Below are 16,462 nucleotides of genomic sequence, written 5' to 3'. Positions count from 1 at the left end.
GCTGCTTGACCTCGACCACCGATAGGGATCACGCCTGCTCCGTAGGGTATTTTCACCCTTCGGGCCGCCCCTGGGCGGCGACGGACGGAGGTCGAGTCGTGGTACAGGCGTACATCCTCATCCAGACCGAGGTGGGCCGGGCGCGGGACGTGGCCGGTCTGATCGCGGACCTTACCGGCGTGGTACGCGTCGACGCCGTCACCGGGCCGTACGACGTGGTCGTCCTCACCGAGGCGAACACCGTCGACGAGCTCGGCAAACTGATCGTCAGCAACGTGCAGATGGTGCCCGGCATCACCCGCACCCTCACGTGTTCGGTGGTGCGCCTGTAAGTGGACGAGAAGACCTCCTCCCCCGAGATCCCGACCGACGCCGTGCCCAGCACCGAGCAGACCAGCACCGAGCAGACCAGCACCGAGCGGGCCAGCACCGGTGCACCCACCACCGACCGGCCCACGGCGGACCGGTCGACCCGGCGGGCCGCGTTGTGGGCCACCCTGGTCGCCGTGCCGGTGACGGTGGCCGTGGCGGGCTTCACCTTCGCCCAGTTGTCCCCGGACACCCCTGTCGCCGCGCCGAGCGCGTCGCCGACCAGCCTGCGCCCCCAGTCCGGCGCCCCGGTCGAGATGGCCGCCCCGGCGCTGGCCGAGCGCCCCGGAGTGGTGTGCCGGGCGTTGGTCTCGCAGTTGCCGGCCACCGTCCGGGAGCTCGCCCAGCGCCCGGTCACGGCCGGTGCCGAGCAGAACGCCGCCTACGGCGATCCGGCGTTGACCGTCGCCTGCGGTGTCCCTGAGCCGACCGTGGACGCCACCGCCGACGTGTGGACCGTCAACGGGGTCTGCTGGTACGCCGACGAGCGGTCGGACGCCACCGTGCTCACCACGCTCGACCGGGAGACGGCGGTCACGGTGACGGTGCCCCGGGCGTACGAGGGGCCGTTGCAGTGGCTCACCCCGGTCTCCGACGCGGTGGTCGCATCCGTGCCGTCCGGCGGCGACAGCCCGTCCGGGTGCCGACGCTGAGGTTCCCCTCCGCCCGACCGGGCTCCGGCCCATGCCCGCCCCACCCGACCGGACCGGGGTGACGGCGACCCGACGGTCCGGACAATCATGCGCCGGCACCGATGATCTGATCCTCCGTACCTGCGGCTGACCGTGGGTGGCGAAGCGGTGGGTGTGCTCGCCACGGTCGGCGGCGTCGCCGTGCAGGCGTGGCTCTCCCGGATCGTCCGGGCCGAGGAGCAGGGCACCGTGCAGGGGGCGTTGACCGGGATGGGTGCCGCCGCCGAGTCGGTGGTGCCGGTCCCGGCCGGCGCGGTGTTCGCCTGGTCGCTGTTCGCCTGGTCGCTGTCCCACGCGTCGCCGGGCCTGGTCCTCGCCCGGGGCGGACAGCCGGGCGGCCGGGCCCGGACGAAACTGCACGGCCGATGGCGTCGGGCCCTCTCCACCGCGCCGCCGAGTGGGACCGCGCCGGAGGATGCGCCGATCCGCCGTCTGGCGTTTTGTCCCGGCACCACCGTCGACTCAGGACGCGCACATCCACTCCTGCATTTGCGCCCCGTGGAAGTTCCACGAAACCGATCGGATAGTAAAACGATTTGGCCCGGACGGTGTTGATAGGGGAGACAGCGGACGGCTTCCGGTGACCGGCAATGGGCAACTCCTGAGGCTGGGAACCGCTTCCGCCGAAACTGGCTGATTCGAGGGTCAGCGCCGTGGTATTCGCCATTTCCGTACGGGTTAACCCGCCGTCCCGGCTGCGGAAACTCAACATTCTCCACGATGTGCCGTCGATCAAGCGATTGCCCGACAAAAGGCACGTCCCACCCCCGGCCCACCCCCGTGAAGGTGCTCTGAACTGGGAAAACGGCGATCATTCCGGACCCCGGCCCACCCCGTGCCGACCGCGCGGGGCACCGTCAACCGAAGGGATGGTCGGGTAATCGGCTGATCGGCGGGCCAGCATGGACTGATCGGCCACTCTTACCGCACCTCAATTGCCGCAGCCGGAGCGAATGGCTGAGGTTCGCCCGGTTCCGCACCCGCCCACGGTCCACATTCTGGCCACGGCCGGCTTCACGCGTGTGAAGTGAACGTGAATGAGGTGTTTCGGCTCCTCCGGAAAAGAGCACGTCAACACACCAGGAACCGACCAGCAACACCACCAAGATCAACAAAAAGCGCGTTACCGGAAGCCACCTCCGGACGAACGGCATTAACACCCGACCCCGCTTGCGTCAATGCTCCACATACGACAGGATCATGCGCGGAATCCGCACCAACAATTGCTAGCCTTCGATGGCAACCCCGTCGTCCATACAGGACCGGCGGCATTGTTCACATCTCCTCATCGGAGGTCACCACATGGTCCACACCGGACCTAAGCGCCGTCGCGCGAACCGATTCGCCCTCGCCGGGCTGACCGCACTCACGGTCCTGCTCGGCACCCAGACCCCGGGCCTCGCCCAGCCGCCGACCGCGCCGCGCACGCTGGCCCAGCCGCCGAGCGCACCCGGCCTCGGCCAGGTGGCGAGCAAGAAGGAGGCCCGGCCCGGCCCGCTGCCCACCCGGGCCGGCACCGTCAAGGTCGCCCCGTCCCCGACGGGTGCCCGCAGCGGCGGCGTGGGCACCCAGGCGATCAACGACAAGGTCGCGCTGAAGGCGCTGATCCTGGCCACCGACCCGGCGGACTTCGGCGTGGCCACGCTCACCACCACCCTCAACCGGATCGGTGCGGGCTACGACATCCTCTACACCACCACCCAGACGCTCTCGGCGAACACGCTCGTCGACGGCAACGGGGTGGGCAAGTACAACGCGGTCCTGCTCACCAACAGCATGCAGCTCTACGAGTCGGGCGGTAACTACCTCAGCGGCCTGACCAGCACGGAGTGGAACACCCTCTGGGCCTACGAGCGCAACTTCGAGGTGCGTCAGGTCGCCCTCTACACCAGCTACGGCACCTGGCCGGAGGACTACTGCCTCGACTCCGCCGGGGAGGGCGCGGTCGGTGAGACCCCGCTGCCCGTCTCGCTGACCAGCAGCGGCGCGGCGGTCTTCGACTACCTCAAGAGCACCGCCCAGATCCCGATCACCCAGTCGTACGTCTACCGCACCTCGATCCGGGCCGGCTGCAACGCCCAGGCCCTGATGACCAACGGGTCCGACGTGCTGGCCGTACGCACCACCTCGACCGACGGCCGGGAGCGGATCGCGCTGACCTTCACCGCCAACCAGTACCTGCTCCACGCGGACCTGCTGGTCTACGGCCTGTTCCGGTGGGCGACCAAGGGCCTGTTCCTCGGTGAGCAGAAGCACCACCTCAACGTCGACATCGACGACTGGTTCGCCGCCTCGGCCCACTACATGGACGACGGCACCGTCGACTACGGCCCCGCGATCCGGGTCACCGGGCACGACGCGGTCAACCTCGACGCGAAGCAGACCGCGCTGCGCACCGCGCACCCGCTGGCCTCGGGCTTCACCGTCAACATCCCCTACAACGGCGCCCAGATCGACCCGTTCGCCGGCAACACGTGCAGCCCGAACGGCGACGCCAACACCCTCACCGCCACCACCAAGTGCCTCAAGAACAACTTCCGGTGGATCAACCACACGTTGAACCACCCCGCGCTGAACACCACGGACTACGCCACCAACCACGAAGAGATCTCCGAGAACCTGACCGCTGGCACCGCCATCGGGCTGACCCCCCCGGCCACCGTGCTCAAGACCCCCGAGTACTCAGGTCTCGGCGTCTACAACAACTCGAGCGGGGTGCTCACCGACCACGGCCTCGCCGCGTCCAACCCGGACCTGATCGAGGCGGCGGCGGATCTCGGCGTCGACACGGTCGCCGGCAACATGTCGTTCGCCAGCCACGTGCCGGCGAACTTCAACGGGTCGACGCCGCACCCGCTGGACCCGAGCATCGTGGTGGTGCCGTGCTGGCCGACGAACATCGCCTACCACACCACCAACCCGGCGGAGGAGGCGCACTTCTACAACTCCTTCTACGGCCCGAACGGCGCCTTCCCGTACTGGCCCACCGACCGCACGTACGCCCAGGTCCTGGACTACGAGTCCACCGTGGGCCTGCAGCACGTGTCGTCGGGCTCGATCTACTCGCACACGTTCCACATCGCCAACGTGCGTGACTACGGCTCGGGCAACACCCTGCTCACCGACTGGGTCGACGCCGTGCTGACCAAGTACGACTCGTTCTATTCGGTGCCGCTGCTCAACTCGGCGTGGACCGACATCGCCGCCTACAGCAGGGCACGGACGGCCCACTTCGCGGCGCTGACCGCCGGGGCGTCGGCGATCTACGACCGGACCACCGGGGAGATCACGGTGAGCTCGCCGGCCGCCGGCTCGCTGCAACTGGGCGGCGTCGCCGCGACCACCACCGGTGCCGGCACCTACGGCACCGACGTCACCGTGCCGGTGACGCTGGCGGCCAACACCGCCGTGACGTTCAACGCCGCTCCCCGTCCGTAGCGCGGACAGCGGCTCAGACAAGCACAGAGGAACGGGGGAAACCGGTGCGGATCGCGCTGGTCTCGGAGGGCACCTACCCGTACGCGATGGGTGGGGTGAGCATCTGGTGCGAACAGCTCATCCGGGGAATGCCTGACTACCGGTGGGAGGTGGTGGCGCTCACCGTGGACGGCACCGAGGAGCCGGTGTTCGACCGGCCGGCCAACCTCGACCGCGTGCACTCGATCCCGTTGTGGGGCGGCCGGCCGAAAGGCCGCCGCCCCCGGCGGGGGGTGCTGGTCCCCTCCGGGCGGCCCGGCGCCGAGTTCATCGAGTCGTACGAGGTGTTCCTGCGTGCCCTGGTCACCCCGCTGGAATCGACCCGTTCCCAGGCCGGGGCGGTCAACCGCAGCACCTTCCTGCTCGCCCTGCGCGGGATGTTCGAGTACGCCTCCGGCGGCGGTGACCTGGGTGCGGCCCTGCTGTCCAACGAGGCGCTGCGGATGATGCTGGAGGCCTGGCACACCCTGCGGGTCGAGGAGACCGGGCCCGCCCCCACCGTCGCCGACGCGCTGGAGGCGGCCTGGCTCATCGCGCACATGCTGCGGCCGTTGAGCGCGCCCCCGGTCCGCGCCGACATCGTGCACTCGTCGATGAACGGTCTCGCCACCCTCGTCGGGATGGCCGCCACCTGGACGTACGGCACCCCGCTGGTGCTCTCGGAGCATGGCATCTACCTGCGCGAACGCTACATCTCCTACCTGCACGACGACGCCCCGCACCCGGTCCGGGTGCTGGTGCTGAGCTTCTTCCGCTCGCTGGCCGGGGCGGCCTACCTGATCACCGGCGCGCTCGCCCCGCACTCGCAGTACAACCGGCGGTGGCAGCTGCACAACGGCGCCGACCCCGAGCGGATGTGGACGATGTACAACGGCGTCGACCCGGACGAGTTCCCGCCCGCGGCCGGCGAACCGGACGTGCCCACCATCTCGTTCATGGGCCGGATCGACCCGCTGAAGGACCTGCACACCCTGATCCGGGCGTTCGCGCTGGTGCGGGCGGAGATCCCGAACGCCCGGCTGCGCATCTTCGGCGGAACCCCGGCCGCCAACAAGGTCTACCACGCCAGCTGCGAGGCGTTGATCGACGAACTCGGGCTGACCGGGCACGCGGTGCTGGAGGGGCGGGTCGGCAGCGCCGTCGAGGCGTACCACGCCGGCAGCCTGGTGGCGCTCACCAGTATCTCCGAGGGCTTCCCCTACACGGTGGTGGAGGCGATGGCGTGCGGCCGGCCGACCGTGTGCACCAACGTCGGCGGGGTCGCCGAGGCGGTCGGTGACACCGGGTTCGTCGTCGCGCCGCGCGACGTCGCCGCGATCGCCGCCGCCTGCGTACGGATGCTCAACGACCGGGAGCTGCGGCTGCGGCTCGGGGCGACCGCCAGGCAGCGGGTGCTGGAGCGGTTCACCCTGCAACGGTCGTTACAGGCGTACCGCGACATCTACGAGGGGCTGGCCGCGCCACGCGGGGCGTCGCCCGCGCCGAAGCACCTGCGCGGTCAGGCCCAGGGCTTCGTCCGGGTCCCGAACCGGCCGACCCGCCCCGGGGTGGCGTCGGTCACCGCCCGCCCCGCTGCCGTGCCCACCGCCCGGCCCGGGCTCACCCCCGCCGCCGCGACGCCGGCTGCCGCCCGACCCGAGCCGACGCCCGCTGCCGTCCGCCCCGAGGTGTCGCCGCTGGCCGGGCGGGTGCCCCGCCAGCGGGGACCCGAGCAGTACTCGGCGGCGGCGTACCGGACCCGCCACGACCCGAACTCGGCCACGCCGGAGCTGCCGCAGCCGGCCGCGCCCGGACCGGACGACGACGACGAGACGACGATCGCCATCGTGCGTACCCCCGGTGGCCGCTGATGACCGAGGCCACCGACCCGGACGTCACCGATCCGTTGTTCCGCTCCGTCGCCACGATGACCACCGAGCCGGGGTCGTCCGACGGCCCCGAACGCACCATCCTGTTGCCCCGGATCTCCACCGACCCGGTGGACGACCTGGTCGAGCGGGTACGGCCGCAGTTGGCCCGCGCGGTGGACGCGCTCCAGGTCGCCGCCGCCCTGGAGGCCGACGGGCACACCGACCGGGGTGCCCAGGTCGAGTACGGCTACCGCGACGTCTTCGTCCTCGCCGCCGAGGTGTTCCGACGGCTGGGTCCGGCCCCGGCACCCGACCAGCGGCCCGCCGCCGCGCCGGGGGCCGGCCGCGACCGGCGGGGCGACCTGCGGACGATCTCCCACGGCCTGCTGTACGTGCTGCCGAGCGCCGCGTTCCCGGCCGTGCTGTCGGTGGTGGGACGACCGGGCCTGGTGGCCGGGATGATCCTCGCCGGGACCCTCGGCTGGGTCTGGTCGGGTGTGGTCGCCTACGCGGCGTTCCGCCTGCTCGGTCTGGGCCGGGCCCGTTCGGCCAGCCGGGTGCTGCGGACCGCCGCGTTGACCGCCGTGCTGCTCGGCCTGGCCGCCGGCGCCCTGATGCTGCCGTACGGCGGCCTGCCGCTGGCCACGATGATGGTCTGCCAACTCGCCTACCAGCTGGCCAGCACCCTGCTGGTCTTCTACCGGCGGGAGGGGTGGCTGGCCGCCGCGCTGGTCCCGGTCGTCCTGGCCAGCGCGGTCTTCCTGGTCGACGGCGGGATGGTGGCGCGGCGCTGGGCGGTGGGCGCGGCGGCCCTCGGCGTGCTGGCCGCGTTCGCCGCCGGGCTCTGGGCCACCCGGGCCGCCGCCCGGTCGACGGAGCCGGCCCCCCGCGACCCGCTCTGGCCGACGTGGCCCGCCCTGCTCGGCGTCGCCGGGTACGGGCTCTGCTCGGCGACGCTGCTCTTCCACGCCCAGGCGCCCTACCTGCTGGGTCAGTGGGACGTCGCGGCGTCGGCGGTGCCGCTGATCCTGTCCATGGGGTTCGTCGAGTGGCGGACCAGCCGGTTCTGGGCGGGCGGGGTCGCCCTGTCCCGGCGGGCCCGGCTCCCGCACGCCTTCGTCGTCGGGATCTGGCGCACCATCGGCCGGGAGTTCGTGGTGTGCCTCGCGGTGCCGGCGGCACTGGGGGTGCTGCTGCTCGTCGTCCTCGGCCGGGCGGGCGTGCTGTCCACGGCGGGGGTGGTGATGACCGCCGCCCACGTGGCCCTGGCCGGGGCGTACTACCTGGCGTTCCTGCTGGCCGGGCAGGGCCGGTACGGCTGGCTGTGCCTGTCGATGACGGTGGTGATCGTGCTGCACGTCGGCCTCGGCGCGTTGCTCGGCGTCGCCCCGCTGCTCGGGCAGGGCGGCGACCCGGTCACCGACACCTCGCTCCACCTGGGCAGCGTGCTGCTGCTCCAGGCGCTGTTCGCGCTCGGTCTGGTTCCGGTGATCGGGCAGGTTCGGCACTACCGGTAGTTCCACTTGAGACCTATGGGGAGGTCCGGTTGCACGCGGTGATCCTTGCCGGTGGCAAAGGGGTGCGGCTCCGGCCGTACACGACGACGCTGCCGAAGCCCCTGATGCCGATCGGGGACAGCCACTCGATCCTGCAGATCGTGCTCGACCAGCTCGCCTCGCGGGGGTTCACCTCGGTGACCCTGGCGATCAACCATCTCGGCCCGCTGATCCGGGCGTTCGTGGGCGACGGCAACCGGTGGGGGCTGGCCATCGACTACGTCGAGGAGGACCGGCCGCTGTCCACGGTCGGCCCGCTGTTCGGCCTCAAGGACCGGCTGCCCGAGGAGTTCCTGGTGATGAACGGGGACGTCCTCACCGACCTGGACTACGGCGACCTGCTGCGCAGCCACCAGCTCTCCGGGGCGGGGCTGACCCTGGCGACCTCCGAACGGGTGCACCGGATCGACTTCGGCGTGCTCGACGTGGACGCCGGCCGGGTGGTCGGGTTCCGGGAGAAGCCGGCGCTGCGCTACCCGGTCAGCATGGGCGTCTACGGGATGTCGCGGCGGACCCTGGAGCCCTACCCGGCCGGGCTGGCCCTCGGTTTCGACCAGCTCGTGCTGGACCTGCTCGCCAGCGGCGATCCGCCGATGACGTACCCGTTCGACGGGTTCTGGCTCGACATCGGGCGGCCGGAGGACTACGACGAGGCGAACCGGTCGTTCCACCAGCTCAAGCCGATCCTGTTGCCGGCCGGACCGGCACCGGTGGAGGTGCCCGTCGGGGAGCCGGTCGGGGAGCCGGTGGGCGTCGACCTGACGGGCGTGGTGGGCGCCGGGGAGCTGACGTGACCCGGGTGCTGCTGTTCGGGGCGTCCGGGTTCATCGGCGGACACGCCCGCGACGCGCTGGCCGCGGACCCCCGGGTGGCCGAGGTGGTCTGCCCGGGACGGACCACCCACGACCTGCTCGACGGCACGCCTGACGCGTTGGCCGGGCTGCTGCGGGAGGTCGCCCCGGACGTGGTGGTCAACTGCGTGGGCGCCCTCACCGGCTCCGCCGGGCAACTGGTCACGGCGAACACCCTGGTCGCGGCGAAACTGTTGGAGGCGACCGCCGTCGCGGCACCGGGGGCCCGGCTGGTCCGGCTCGGTTCGGCAGGCGAGTACGGGCCGGTGCCGGAGCGGGTCCCGGTCACCGAGGACTCCCCCGCCCGGCCGGTCAGCGCGTACGGCGTCAGCCACCTGGCCGGCACCCGGCTGTTCCAGCTCGCCGGGGAGGCCGGCGAGGTCGACGCGGTCTCGCTGCGGGTGTTCAACCCGATCGGCCCCGGCATGTCACAGGAGAACCTGCTCGGTCGGGCGGCGGCCCGGCTGCGGGCCGCCCTGGACGACGGGGCCGCCGAGATCACCCTCGGGCCGCTGTCGGCGTACCGGGACTTCGTCGACGTGCGGGACCTGGCCGCGCTGATCGTCGCGGCGGTCCTCGCGCCCGAGCTGCGGCACCGGGTGGTCAACGCCGGCAGCGGCCGGGCCGTGACCGCCCGGGAGGCGGTCGCCCTGCTGGCCGACGCGGCGGGCTACCGGGGCCGGGTCCGCGAGGTCGGGTCCGGGCCGCAGCGTTCGCAGGCGGTCGACTGGATCCAGGCCGACATCGGCCGGGCCGCCGGGCTGGGCTGGTCGCCGGTGCGTGACCTGGCCACCTCGATCAAGGACATCTGGGCCGCCGGCGAGGCGCGGTGAGCCGGCGGACCGCTCCCCCTTCACGACACACCCGCACACGAGAGGACAGCAGATGAGCATGAAGATCGGGGTCGTGGGCCTGGGCTACGTGGGGCTCACCCTCACCGCCGCCCTCGCCGACAAGGGCTTCACGGTGTACGGCGCGGACGTGTCACCGGCGGTGCTGGACGCGCTGTCGCACGGCCGGCCGCACATCTTCGAGCCGGGCATCGAGGACGTCTTCGCCGCCCACCTCGGCACCCGCATCCACGTCGCCGCCGACCTGCCGAAGGACACCGTCGACGTGGCGGTGATCAGCGTGTCGACGCCGGTGGACAACATGACCCACCGGCCCAACCTGGCGAACCTGGCCGCCGCCGCCCGGGTGGTGGCGGCGAGCTGCCGCCCGGACACCCTGGTGGTGGTCCGCAGCACGGTGCCGGTGGGCACCAGCCGTCGGGTGGTGCTGCCGGAGCTCCAGGCCGCCTGGGGTGAGCGGGTGAAGCTGGTGATGGCCCCGGAGCGCACCATCCAGGGGCAGGCGCTGCGGGAACTGGTGGAGCTGCCGCAGGTGATCGGTGGTCTGGACGACGACAGCCTGGTCGCCGCGACCGAGTTCTTCAACGGGCTGGTCCGCACCATCGTCCCGGTCTCCAGCCTGGAGGCCGCCGAGCTGGTGAAGCTGTCCAACAACTGCCACACCGACCTGATCTACGCCTTCGGCAACGAGATCGCGCTGGTCGCCGAGCGGCACGGCCTCGACCCGCTGGAGGTGATCCGGGCGGCCAACGTCGACTATCCGCGCCCCGATCTCGCCAAGCCCGGGTACGTGGGCGGTGGTTGCCTCTCCAAGGACCCGTACATCATGATCGACAGCGCGGGTGACCGCCGGCCGTTCCTCGTCGGCAAGGCCCGCCAGCTCAACGAGTACCTGCCGATCCACGTCGGCGAGACCGTGGTCCGGATGCTGATCGAGGCGCGCGGGCGCAGTCTCGGCGCCCGACTGGCGGTGCTCGGCTGGGCGTACAAGGGCTGGCCGGCGACCGACGACATGCGCGGCACGCCGATCGAGCCGATGATGCGGGTGTTCTCCGCCGCCGGGGTCACCGTGCTCGGCCACGACCCGATGGTCACCGACGACGTGATCCGCCAGTACGGCGGCGAACCGGTCAGTCTGGACAAGGCGTTCACCGAGGCGGACGCCGTCCTGATCATCAACGACCACCCGGACTACCGGGCGCTGCGGGTGCCCGAGGTGCTCGGCGCGACGCCACCGGCGTTCGTCTACGACTCGTGGCGGGTGCTCGACGCGGACGCGGTGCTGGCCGCCGGGGTCCGCTACGCCGGGCTCGGCTACCTGCCGCCCGCCCCCGCCGGGGCGGCCGGCGCGGACGCGGCGGCCACCGCGACGGTGTCGGCATGAGGGCGCTGCTGCTCGGCGGGGCCGGCTTCATCGGCCTGCACCTGGCCCGCCGGCTCGTCGCCGACGGGCACCGGGTGACGATCGTGGACGACTTCTCCCGGGGCCGCGACGACGCCGACCTCGACCGGCTGCGCGCCGACCCGGCCGTGCAGGTGGTCTCCGGCGATCTGACCAGCCCGGACACCTGGGCGGCGCTGCCCACCGGCTGGGACCAGATCTACCTGCTCGCGGCCGTGGTAGGCGTACGCAACGTGGAGCAGGACCCGGCCCGGGTGATCCGGGTCAACACCCTGTCGGCGCTGCACCTGCTCGACTGGGTGGCCCCGGGCGAGCGGGTCTTCTTCGCCTCCACCAGCGAGGTCTACGCCGGGGGCGTGACCGCCGGGGTGGTGCCGGTGCCGACGGACGAGACCGTGCCGCCGATGATCTCCGACATCGCCGCGCCCCGGTTCGCGTACGCGGCCAGCAAGCTGCTCGGCGAGGCCGCCTTCCTGCACACGGCCCGCGCCAAGGGCTTCGCGACCGTGGTGGGCCGGTTCCACAACGTGTACGGCCCCCGGATGGGCGCCGACCACGTCATCCCGGAGATGTCGCTGCGCGCCCTGCGCGGGGCCGACCCGTTCCCCGTCCCCGGGGCCGACCAGTTCCGGGCGTTCTGCCACGTCGACGACGCGGTCGAGGCGATGGTGCGGCTGATGGCGGCACCGGCCGCCGCCGGGCAGATCGTGCACATCGGCAACGACCGGGAGGAGACCAACATCGGCGACCTGGCCAAGCTGGTCCTGCGGGTGGCCGGGGTGAGCCCGGCCATCGCACCCGGGAACGCGCCGCCGGGATCGGTCGCCCGGCGCTGCCCGGACCTGTCCCGGCTGCGTGAGCTGACCGGCTACGAGCCGGCCGTCAGCCTGGAGGAGGGGGTCCGCAGCACGTTCGCCTGGTACCGGGAACACGGGTGGACGTGATGGACCGCCGCCCGATCTGCTTCTACTACGGCGACGGTCGCCTGCCCGAACTGACCCGCTACGTACGGGTGGTGCTGCAACCGGACTTCTACCGTCCGGCCGAGCTGCGCTACCTCGCGGCGCAGGACGTGCAGACCCTCGGCTACCTGTCGCTGTCGGAGGACCAGGGGCCGCCCGCGCCCTGGCAGCGGCAGGAACGCAACCCGGACTGGGGTGGCGCGTTCGTCCACGTCGACCATCCGCTGTGGGTGTCGCACGTGGTGGGGCAGGCGAAGCAGGCGATCGCGCAGGGGTTCGCCGGGCTGTTCCTGGACACGCTCAACGTCGAGCTGACCTTCCCGGAGGACGTGCCGCACCTGCTGACCCTGGTCGCCGCGATCCGGGAGGAGGCGGAGCCGGCGTACCTGCTGGCGAACCGGGGTTTCGGCATGCTGCCCCGGCTGGCCGAGATCGTCGACGGGATCGTCTTCGAGTCGTTCTCGGCCCGGTGGACCGACCATGGCTACGCGCCGTGGCCGCCCGACGTGCTGGAGTTCCACGCCCAGATCGCCGAGCAGTTGCTCCAGCTGGAGCTGGACCTGTACAGCCTCGACTATGCCGACAGTCAGGGCCTGACCGATTTCGCCGAACGCCGGGCCCGGCAGTTCGGGCTCCAGTCCTCGGTCAGTGACCGCGCCCTGTCGCGTACCTGACCACCTCGCCCGGGGCGGGACCGATGCGGTCCCGCCCCGCGGTACCCCCGCCCCCGTCGGGCCGGATCCGGACCGCGCGTCGGCACCACGCGCGACCGGCGTCCGCCCGGCGGGGGCGGGGCCCACCGTGGTCGTGGTCAGGGCACGGCCGCGTCGAGCGCCGGGGCCAGTGGTCGCAGCACGGCCCGGACGAGGTCCGGCAGCGGCTCGGGCGGCACCACGAAACCGGCCATCGTCGGCACCTCGGTCGTGCCGTGCAGCCACTGCCGCAGCGCCACCCGGGTCGCCGCGCCGACCGCGGCGGCGAGCGCCTGGGCGACCAGCGGTCCGATCCCGGGACAGCGGGTGGCGACCGCCCCGGCCAGGGGTTCCTCGAACGTGGTGACGGCCTCGACGTAGCAGGCCCGCAGCGCGGGGCTGGCGGCGATCATCAGCAACGCGGCGGGCGGCCGGTCGCCGGGGTCGGCGTACAGGCCCACGACGGCGTCGACGACCGCGTCGGCGAGGCCGGTCTCCGGCGGCCGGGCGAGCACCGCCGCCGCGACGCCTGCCGCGCGGTCGGCGGCGACCCCGGCGACGATCGCCTGCTCCCGGCTCGGGAAGTAGTTGTTGTAGGTCCGGGGCGACACGCCCGCCGCCTGGGCGATCTCCTCGACGCGGACGTTGTCCGGCCCCCGTTCCAGCGCGAGGCGCAGCGCCGCCGTCTGGAGGGCCTCCCGGGTGGCCCGCTTCTTGCGTTCCCGCAGCGTCGATGGATCGGTCACGGTGCCACTGTCCCACCTTCGGTACGCGCACGCAAAATTGCGTGCGCGCAAAATTATGTTACGGTCCCTCCGAACCGCGGGAGCACCACGACCGAAGGGACCGACATGCGCGCCAAGGGCATGGCCTACGACACCGGATTCGTCACCGACGGCGTCAGCTCGGTGCCGCACTGGGACCCCGAGATGGTCCGGCGGGAGCTGGCCATCATCCGGGACGACCTGCACTGCACCGCCGTCCACCTGGTCGGCGGCGATCCCCGGCGGCTGGAGTCCGCCGCCCGGATCGCCGCCGGGCTCGGCCTGGAGGTGTGGTTCTCGCCGTACCCCCTGGAGCTGGAACCCGACCTGATCCGCGCCCTGTTCCTCGACTGCGCCGAGCGGGCCGAGCGGCTCCGCGCGGCCGGGGCCGAGATCGTCTTCGTCACCGGTGCCGAGCTGAGCATCATGAACCGTGGATTCATCGAGGGTGAGCGCCTCGCGGACCGCCTCACCCACCTGTTCACCGATCCGGACGGCCGGGCCGAGCGCATCGCCGGGGTCCGTACCCGCCTCGACGGCTTCCTGCGCGCCACCGTGGCGGCGGTCCGCGAACGTTTCCACGGCAGGGTCACCTACGCCGCGATCCCGTTCGAGGGCGTCGACTGGGACCTGTTCGACGTGGTGACCGTCGAACTGATCCGCTCCGCCGAGGTCGCCGACCAGTTCCGCGACGGCGTACGCCGGCTCGTCGACCAGCCCAAGCCGGTCGCCGTCACCGGCTTCGGCACCGCCACCTGGCGCGGCGCGGGCGACGTCGCGCCGCGCAGCATGGAGATCATCGAGTACGACCCGAGCGGCAGACCCCACCGGCTGAACGGGGTATACGAGCGCGACGAACACGGCCAGGCCGCGTATCTCAGCGAACTGCTCGACATCTTCGACAGCGAGGGCGTCGACAGCGCCTTCGTCCACCTCTTCGCGCTGCCCAGCCTTCCGCACCGACCGGACGGCGACCCGCGCGACGACCTGGACCTCGCCAGCCCCGGCATCGTCAGGGTGCTCGACGGTCGTACCGGTGACACGTACCCCGGTCTGCCCTGGGAACCGAAGGCCGCGTTCGCCGCGGTCGCCGCGCACTACGCGCGCTGAGCCGCGGCGCGGACGACCCCGACTCCGGGGACGTCGCCCCTCAGCGCAGCCGCAGCCCCGCGACGAGGAGGCCGACCATCCGGCGGGCGTCGTAGTAGGGGGCACGACCGGCACAGAGGTTGCCGACGGCGAACAGCAGTTCCCGGGGGTCGGTGCCGGGGCGGATCTCGCCGGCCGCGGCGGCGGCGTCGAGCAGGCTGGCACAGGCCGGGACGAGGTGGTCGAGGAAGTACCCGTGCAGCGTCTCGAAGGCGGCGGTGTCGGAGTTCATCGCCCCGGCGAGGCCGTGCTTGGTGACCAGGAAGTCGACGAACTGGTCGATCCAGGCGGTCAGGGCGGCGTGTGGCGTGCCGCCCTCGGCGAGCAGGGCCGGCGCGGCCTCGGCGCAGGCCCGCACCTGGTGCCGGTAGACCCCGACGATCAGGTCGGCCCGGGTCGGGAAGTGGCGGTAGATGGTGCCGACGCCGACGCCGGCCCGCGCGGCGATGTCGCGTACCGGCACGTCGACCCCGGCGGCGAGGAATGCCTCGGCGGCGGCCTCCAGCAGGGCCGCCTCGTTGCGTCGGGCGTCGGCCCGCTTCCGGGGCGCGTCGGTGCGCCCGGGTGGGGTGGGCGGCACCGGTTCACCGTCGACCATCGCGCCGTCACCTCCGGACACCCTTGGCAAACGGAACAGTGTTCCGTATAGTTCAGAGCGGAACACGGTTCCGCTTGAACCATGATGCCAGAGCCGGACGGCCGGCCACCAGCCGCGCCCCGTCCCCTCCCCCACCAGCCCACGGTGCGTCCGCACGCGCCGTGGTTCCCGGCGGCACCGACCGGCCGCCACCCCGTCACCCCGTGGAGGAAACCCTCATGCAGTACCGCACCCTCGGCCGCACCGGCGTCCAGGTCAGCAGCCTCGTGCTCGGCGCGATGAACTTCGGCGTCATCGGCCGCACCGGCCAGGCCGAGGCCACCGCGATCATCGACGCCGCCCTGGAAGGCGGGATCAACCTGATCGACACCGCCGACCGCTACAGCCAGGGCGAGTCGGAGGAACTGGTCGGCCGGGCCATCGCCGGCCGCCGCGACGACATCGTGCTGGCCACCAAGGCGGCCATGCCGATGGGCGACGAACGCAACCACCGGGGCACCTCCCGCCGCTGGCTGCACACCGCGCTCGACGGCAGCCTGCGCCGGCTCGGCGTCGACCACATCGACCTCTACCAGGTCCACCGCTGGGACCCGACGACCAGCGACGAGGAGACGCTGTCCGCCCTCACCGACCTCCAGCGGGCCGGCAAGATCCGCTACTTCGGCTGCTCGACGTTCCCCGCGTACCGCCTCGTGCAGGCCGAGTGGGCCGCCCGGGAACACCACCTGGGCCGGTACGTCACCGAGCAGCCCAGCTACTCGATCCTGCAACGCGGCATCGAGGCCCACGTCCTGCCCGTCACCGCGCAGTACGGCCTGGGCGTGCTCGCCTGGAGCCCGCTCGCCTCCGGGTGGCTGTCGGGCGCGGTCCGGGCGGGCCGGGAGATCACCACCCACCGCGCCGACGTCCTGCCCGAGCGCTTCGACCTCACCATCGCCGCCAACCGGGCCCGGCTCGACGCCGTCGAGCAGCTGGCCAAGGTCGCCGACGCCGCCGGGCTCACCCTGATCCAGCTCGCGCTCGGCTTCGTCACCGCACACCCCGCCGTGACCAGCGCGATCATCGGTCCCCGGACGCTGGAGCACCTGCACAGCCAACTCGCCGCCGCCGACACCGTGCTCACCCCCGACGTGCTCGACGCCATCGACGCCATCGTCGCCCCCGGCGTCGACCTCGCCCCCGGCGAGAAGCACGACACCCCGCCGGCCCTGCTCGACCCGGCGCTACGCCGCCGCTGAGCGCCGGCGCA

15 protein-coding genes are annotated in these 16,462 nt (G+C 72.4%); 13 read left to right on the top strand and 2 right to left on the bottom strand.

Annotation, left to right across the window (positions count from 1 at the left end; translation table 11 throughout):
* Positions 1-98 precede the first annotated feature (98 nt).
* The 11 genes from JQN84_RS03005 to JQN84_RS02955 all read left to right on the top strand — a co-directional run bounded on the left by JQN84_RS03005 (position 99) and on the right by JQN84_RS02955 (position 12,684).
* Entirely contained in the window at positions 99-332 is a 234-nt protein-coding gene (locus tag JQN84_RS03005; RefSeq protein ID WP_067305404.1) for an Lrp/AsnC ligand binding domain-containing protein, read from the top strand.
* Positions 333-1,022: a DUF3515 family protein gene (locus JQN84_RS03000; RefSeq protein ID WP_372445881.1), complete on the top strand. Its 690-nt coding sequence runs from the start codon at positions 333-335 to the stop codon at positions 1,020-1,022. It abuts the gene before it with no gap.
* Positions 1,023-1,169: 147 nt separating this feature from the next.
* On the top strand, positions 1,170-1,616 hold the full coding sequence (locus JQN84_RS02995; RefSeq protein WP_204956840.1) for a hypothetical protein: 447 nt from the start codon (positions 1,170-1,172) through the stop codon (positions 1,614-1,616).
* A gap of 747 nt (positions 1,617-2,363) precedes the next feature.
* Entirely contained in the window at positions 2,364-4,499 is a 2,136-nt protein-coding gene (locus JQN84_RS02990; protein WP_204956839.1) for an Agd3-related carbohydrate-binding protein, read from the top strand.
* A gap of 44 nt (positions 4,500-4,543) precedes the next feature.
* The gene (gene pelF / locus JQN84_RS02985; protein WP_204956838.1) at positions 4,544-6,388 is read left to right on the top strand and encodes a GT4 family glycosyltransferase PelF; all 1,845 of its coding nucleotides are present in this window, start codon (positions 4,544-4,546) and stop codon (positions 6,386-6,388) included.
* Positions 6,388-7,905, top strand: coding sequence for a hypothetical protein (locus JQN84_RS02980; protein WP_204956837.1), 1,518 nt, complete (start codon positions 6,388-6,390; stop codon positions 7,903-7,905). The genes pelF and JQN84_RS02980 overlap by 1 nt, the downstream gene beginning before the upstream one ends.
* A 38-nt stretch (positions 7,906-7,943) precedes the next feature.
* Positions 7,944-8,738, top strand: coding sequence for a nucleotidyltransferase family protein (locus tag JQN84_RS02975; RefSeq protein ID WP_307821026.1), 795 nt, complete (start codon positions 7,944-7,946; stop codon positions 8,736-8,738).
* Positions 8,735-9,628: an NAD-dependent epimerase/dehydratase family protein gene (locus JQN84_RS02970; protein ID WP_204956835.1), complete on the top strand. Its 894-nt coding sequence runs from the start codon at positions 8,735-8,737 to the stop codon at positions 9,626-9,628. Before JQN84_RS02975 ends, JQN84_RS02970 begins: the two co-directional genes overlap by 4 nt.
* Positions 9,629-9,680: 52 nt before the next feature.
* Positions 9,681-11,030 carry a nucleotide sugar dehydrogenase gene (locus JQN84_RS02965; RefSeq protein ID WP_239484640.1) on the top strand — a complete coding sequence of 450 codons (1,350 nt, stop codon included), beginning with the start codon at positions 9,681-9,683 and terminating at the stop codon, positions 11,028-11,030.
* The gene (locus JQN84_RS02960; protein WP_204956834.1) at positions 11,027-11,992 is read left to right on the top strand and encodes an NAD-dependent epimerase/dehydratase family protein; all 966 of its coding nucleotides are present in this window, start codon (positions 11,027-11,029) and stop codon (positions 11,990-11,992) included. Before JQN84_RS02965 ends, JQN84_RS02960 begins: the two co-directional genes overlap by 4 nt.
* Positions 11,992-12,684, top strand: a complete 693-nt coding sequence (locus JQN84_RS02955) for a putative glycoside hydrolase (protein WP_239484824.1) — start codon at positions 11,992-11,994, stop codon at positions 12,682-12,684. Before JQN84_RS02960 ends, JQN84_RS02955 begins: the two co-directional genes overlap by 1 nt.
* A 137-nt stretch (positions 12,685-12,821) precedes the next feature.
* On the opposite strand, the gene JQN84_RS02950 is transcribed toward JQN84_RS02955, so the two are convergent.
* Entirely contained in the window at positions 12,822-13,448 is a 627-nt protein-coding gene (locus tag JQN84_RS02950; RefSeq protein WP_307820971.1) for a TetR/AcrR family transcriptional regulator, read from the bottom strand.
* A gap of 105 nt (positions 13,449-13,553) precedes the next feature.
* Here JQN84_RS02950 and JQN84_RS02945 point away from each other — a divergent pair, with 105 nt between their 5' ends.
* Complete coding sequence (locus JQN84_RS02945; RefSeq protein WP_204956833.1) at positions 13,554-14,576, top strand: glycoside hydrolase family 113 protein; 1,023 nt, start codon at positions 13,554-13,556, stop codon at positions 14,574-14,576.
* A gap of 40 nt (positions 14,577-14,616) precedes the next feature.
* Here the strand turns inward: JQN84_RS02945 and JQN84_RS02940 are convergent, their stop codons facing one another.
* Entirely contained in the window at positions 14,617-15,213 is a 597-nt protein-coding gene (locus tag JQN84_RS02940) for a TetR/AcrR family transcriptional regulator (protein WP_204956832.1), read from the bottom strand.
* 218 nt (positions 15,214-15,431) lie between these two features.
* Here JQN84_RS02940 and JQN84_RS02935 point away from each other — a divergent pair, with 218 nt between their 5' ends.
* Complete coding sequence (locus JQN84_RS02935) at positions 15,432-16,451, top strand: aldo/keto reductase (protein WP_204956831.1); 1,020 nt, start codon at positions 15,432-15,434, stop codon at positions 16,449-16,451.
* Positions 16,452-16,462: the final 11 nt, after the last annotated feature.

The sequence above is a fragment of the Micromonospora humidisoli genome (genome assembly GCF_016900955.1).
GTDB classification, from domain to species: domain Bacteria; phylum Actinomycetota; class Actinomycetes; order Mycobacteriales; family Micromonosporaceae; genus Micromonospora; species Micromonospora wenchangensis.
The sequence above is the reverse complement of the archived record's forward strand: the minus strand, read 5'-3'. Positions and strand labels throughout refer to the sequence as shown.

Excerpts from the sequence above, each read along its gene's own strand:
- JQN84_RS02990 (WP_204956839.1), top strand. The coding sequence starts at position 2,364 with ATGGTCCACACCGGACCTAAGCGCCGTCGCGCGAACCGATTCGCCCTC.
- JQN84_RS02980 (WP_204956837.1), top strand. The coding sequence starts at position 6,388 with ATGACCGAGGCCACCGACCCGGACGTCACCGATCCGTTGTTCCGCTCC.
- JQN84_RS02965 (WP_239484640.1), top strand. The coding sequence starts at position 9,681 with ATGAGCATGAAGATCGGGGTCGTGGGCCTGGGCTACGTGGGGCTCACC.
- JQN84_RS02960 (WP_204956834.1), top strand. The coding sequence starts at position 11,027 with ATGAGGGCGCTGCTGCTCGGCGGGGCCGGCTTCATCGGCCTGCACCTG.
- JQN84_RS02955 (WP_239484824.1), top strand. The coding sequence starts at position 11,992 with ATGGACCGCCGCCCGATCTGCTTCTACTACGGCGACGGTCGCCTGCCC.
- JQN84_RS02945 (WP_204956833.1), top strand. The coding sequence starts at position 13,554 with ATGCGCGCCAAGGGCATGGCCTACGACACCGGATTCGTCACCGACGGC.
- JQN84_RS02940 (WP_204956832.1), bottom strand. The coding sequence starts at position 15,213 with ATGGTCGACGGTGAACCGGTGCCGCCCACCCCACCCGGGCGCACCGAC.
- JQN84_RS02935 (WP_204956831.1), top strand. The coding sequence starts at position 15,432 with ATGCAGTACCGCACCCTCGGCCGCACCGGCGTCCAGGTCAGCAGCCTC.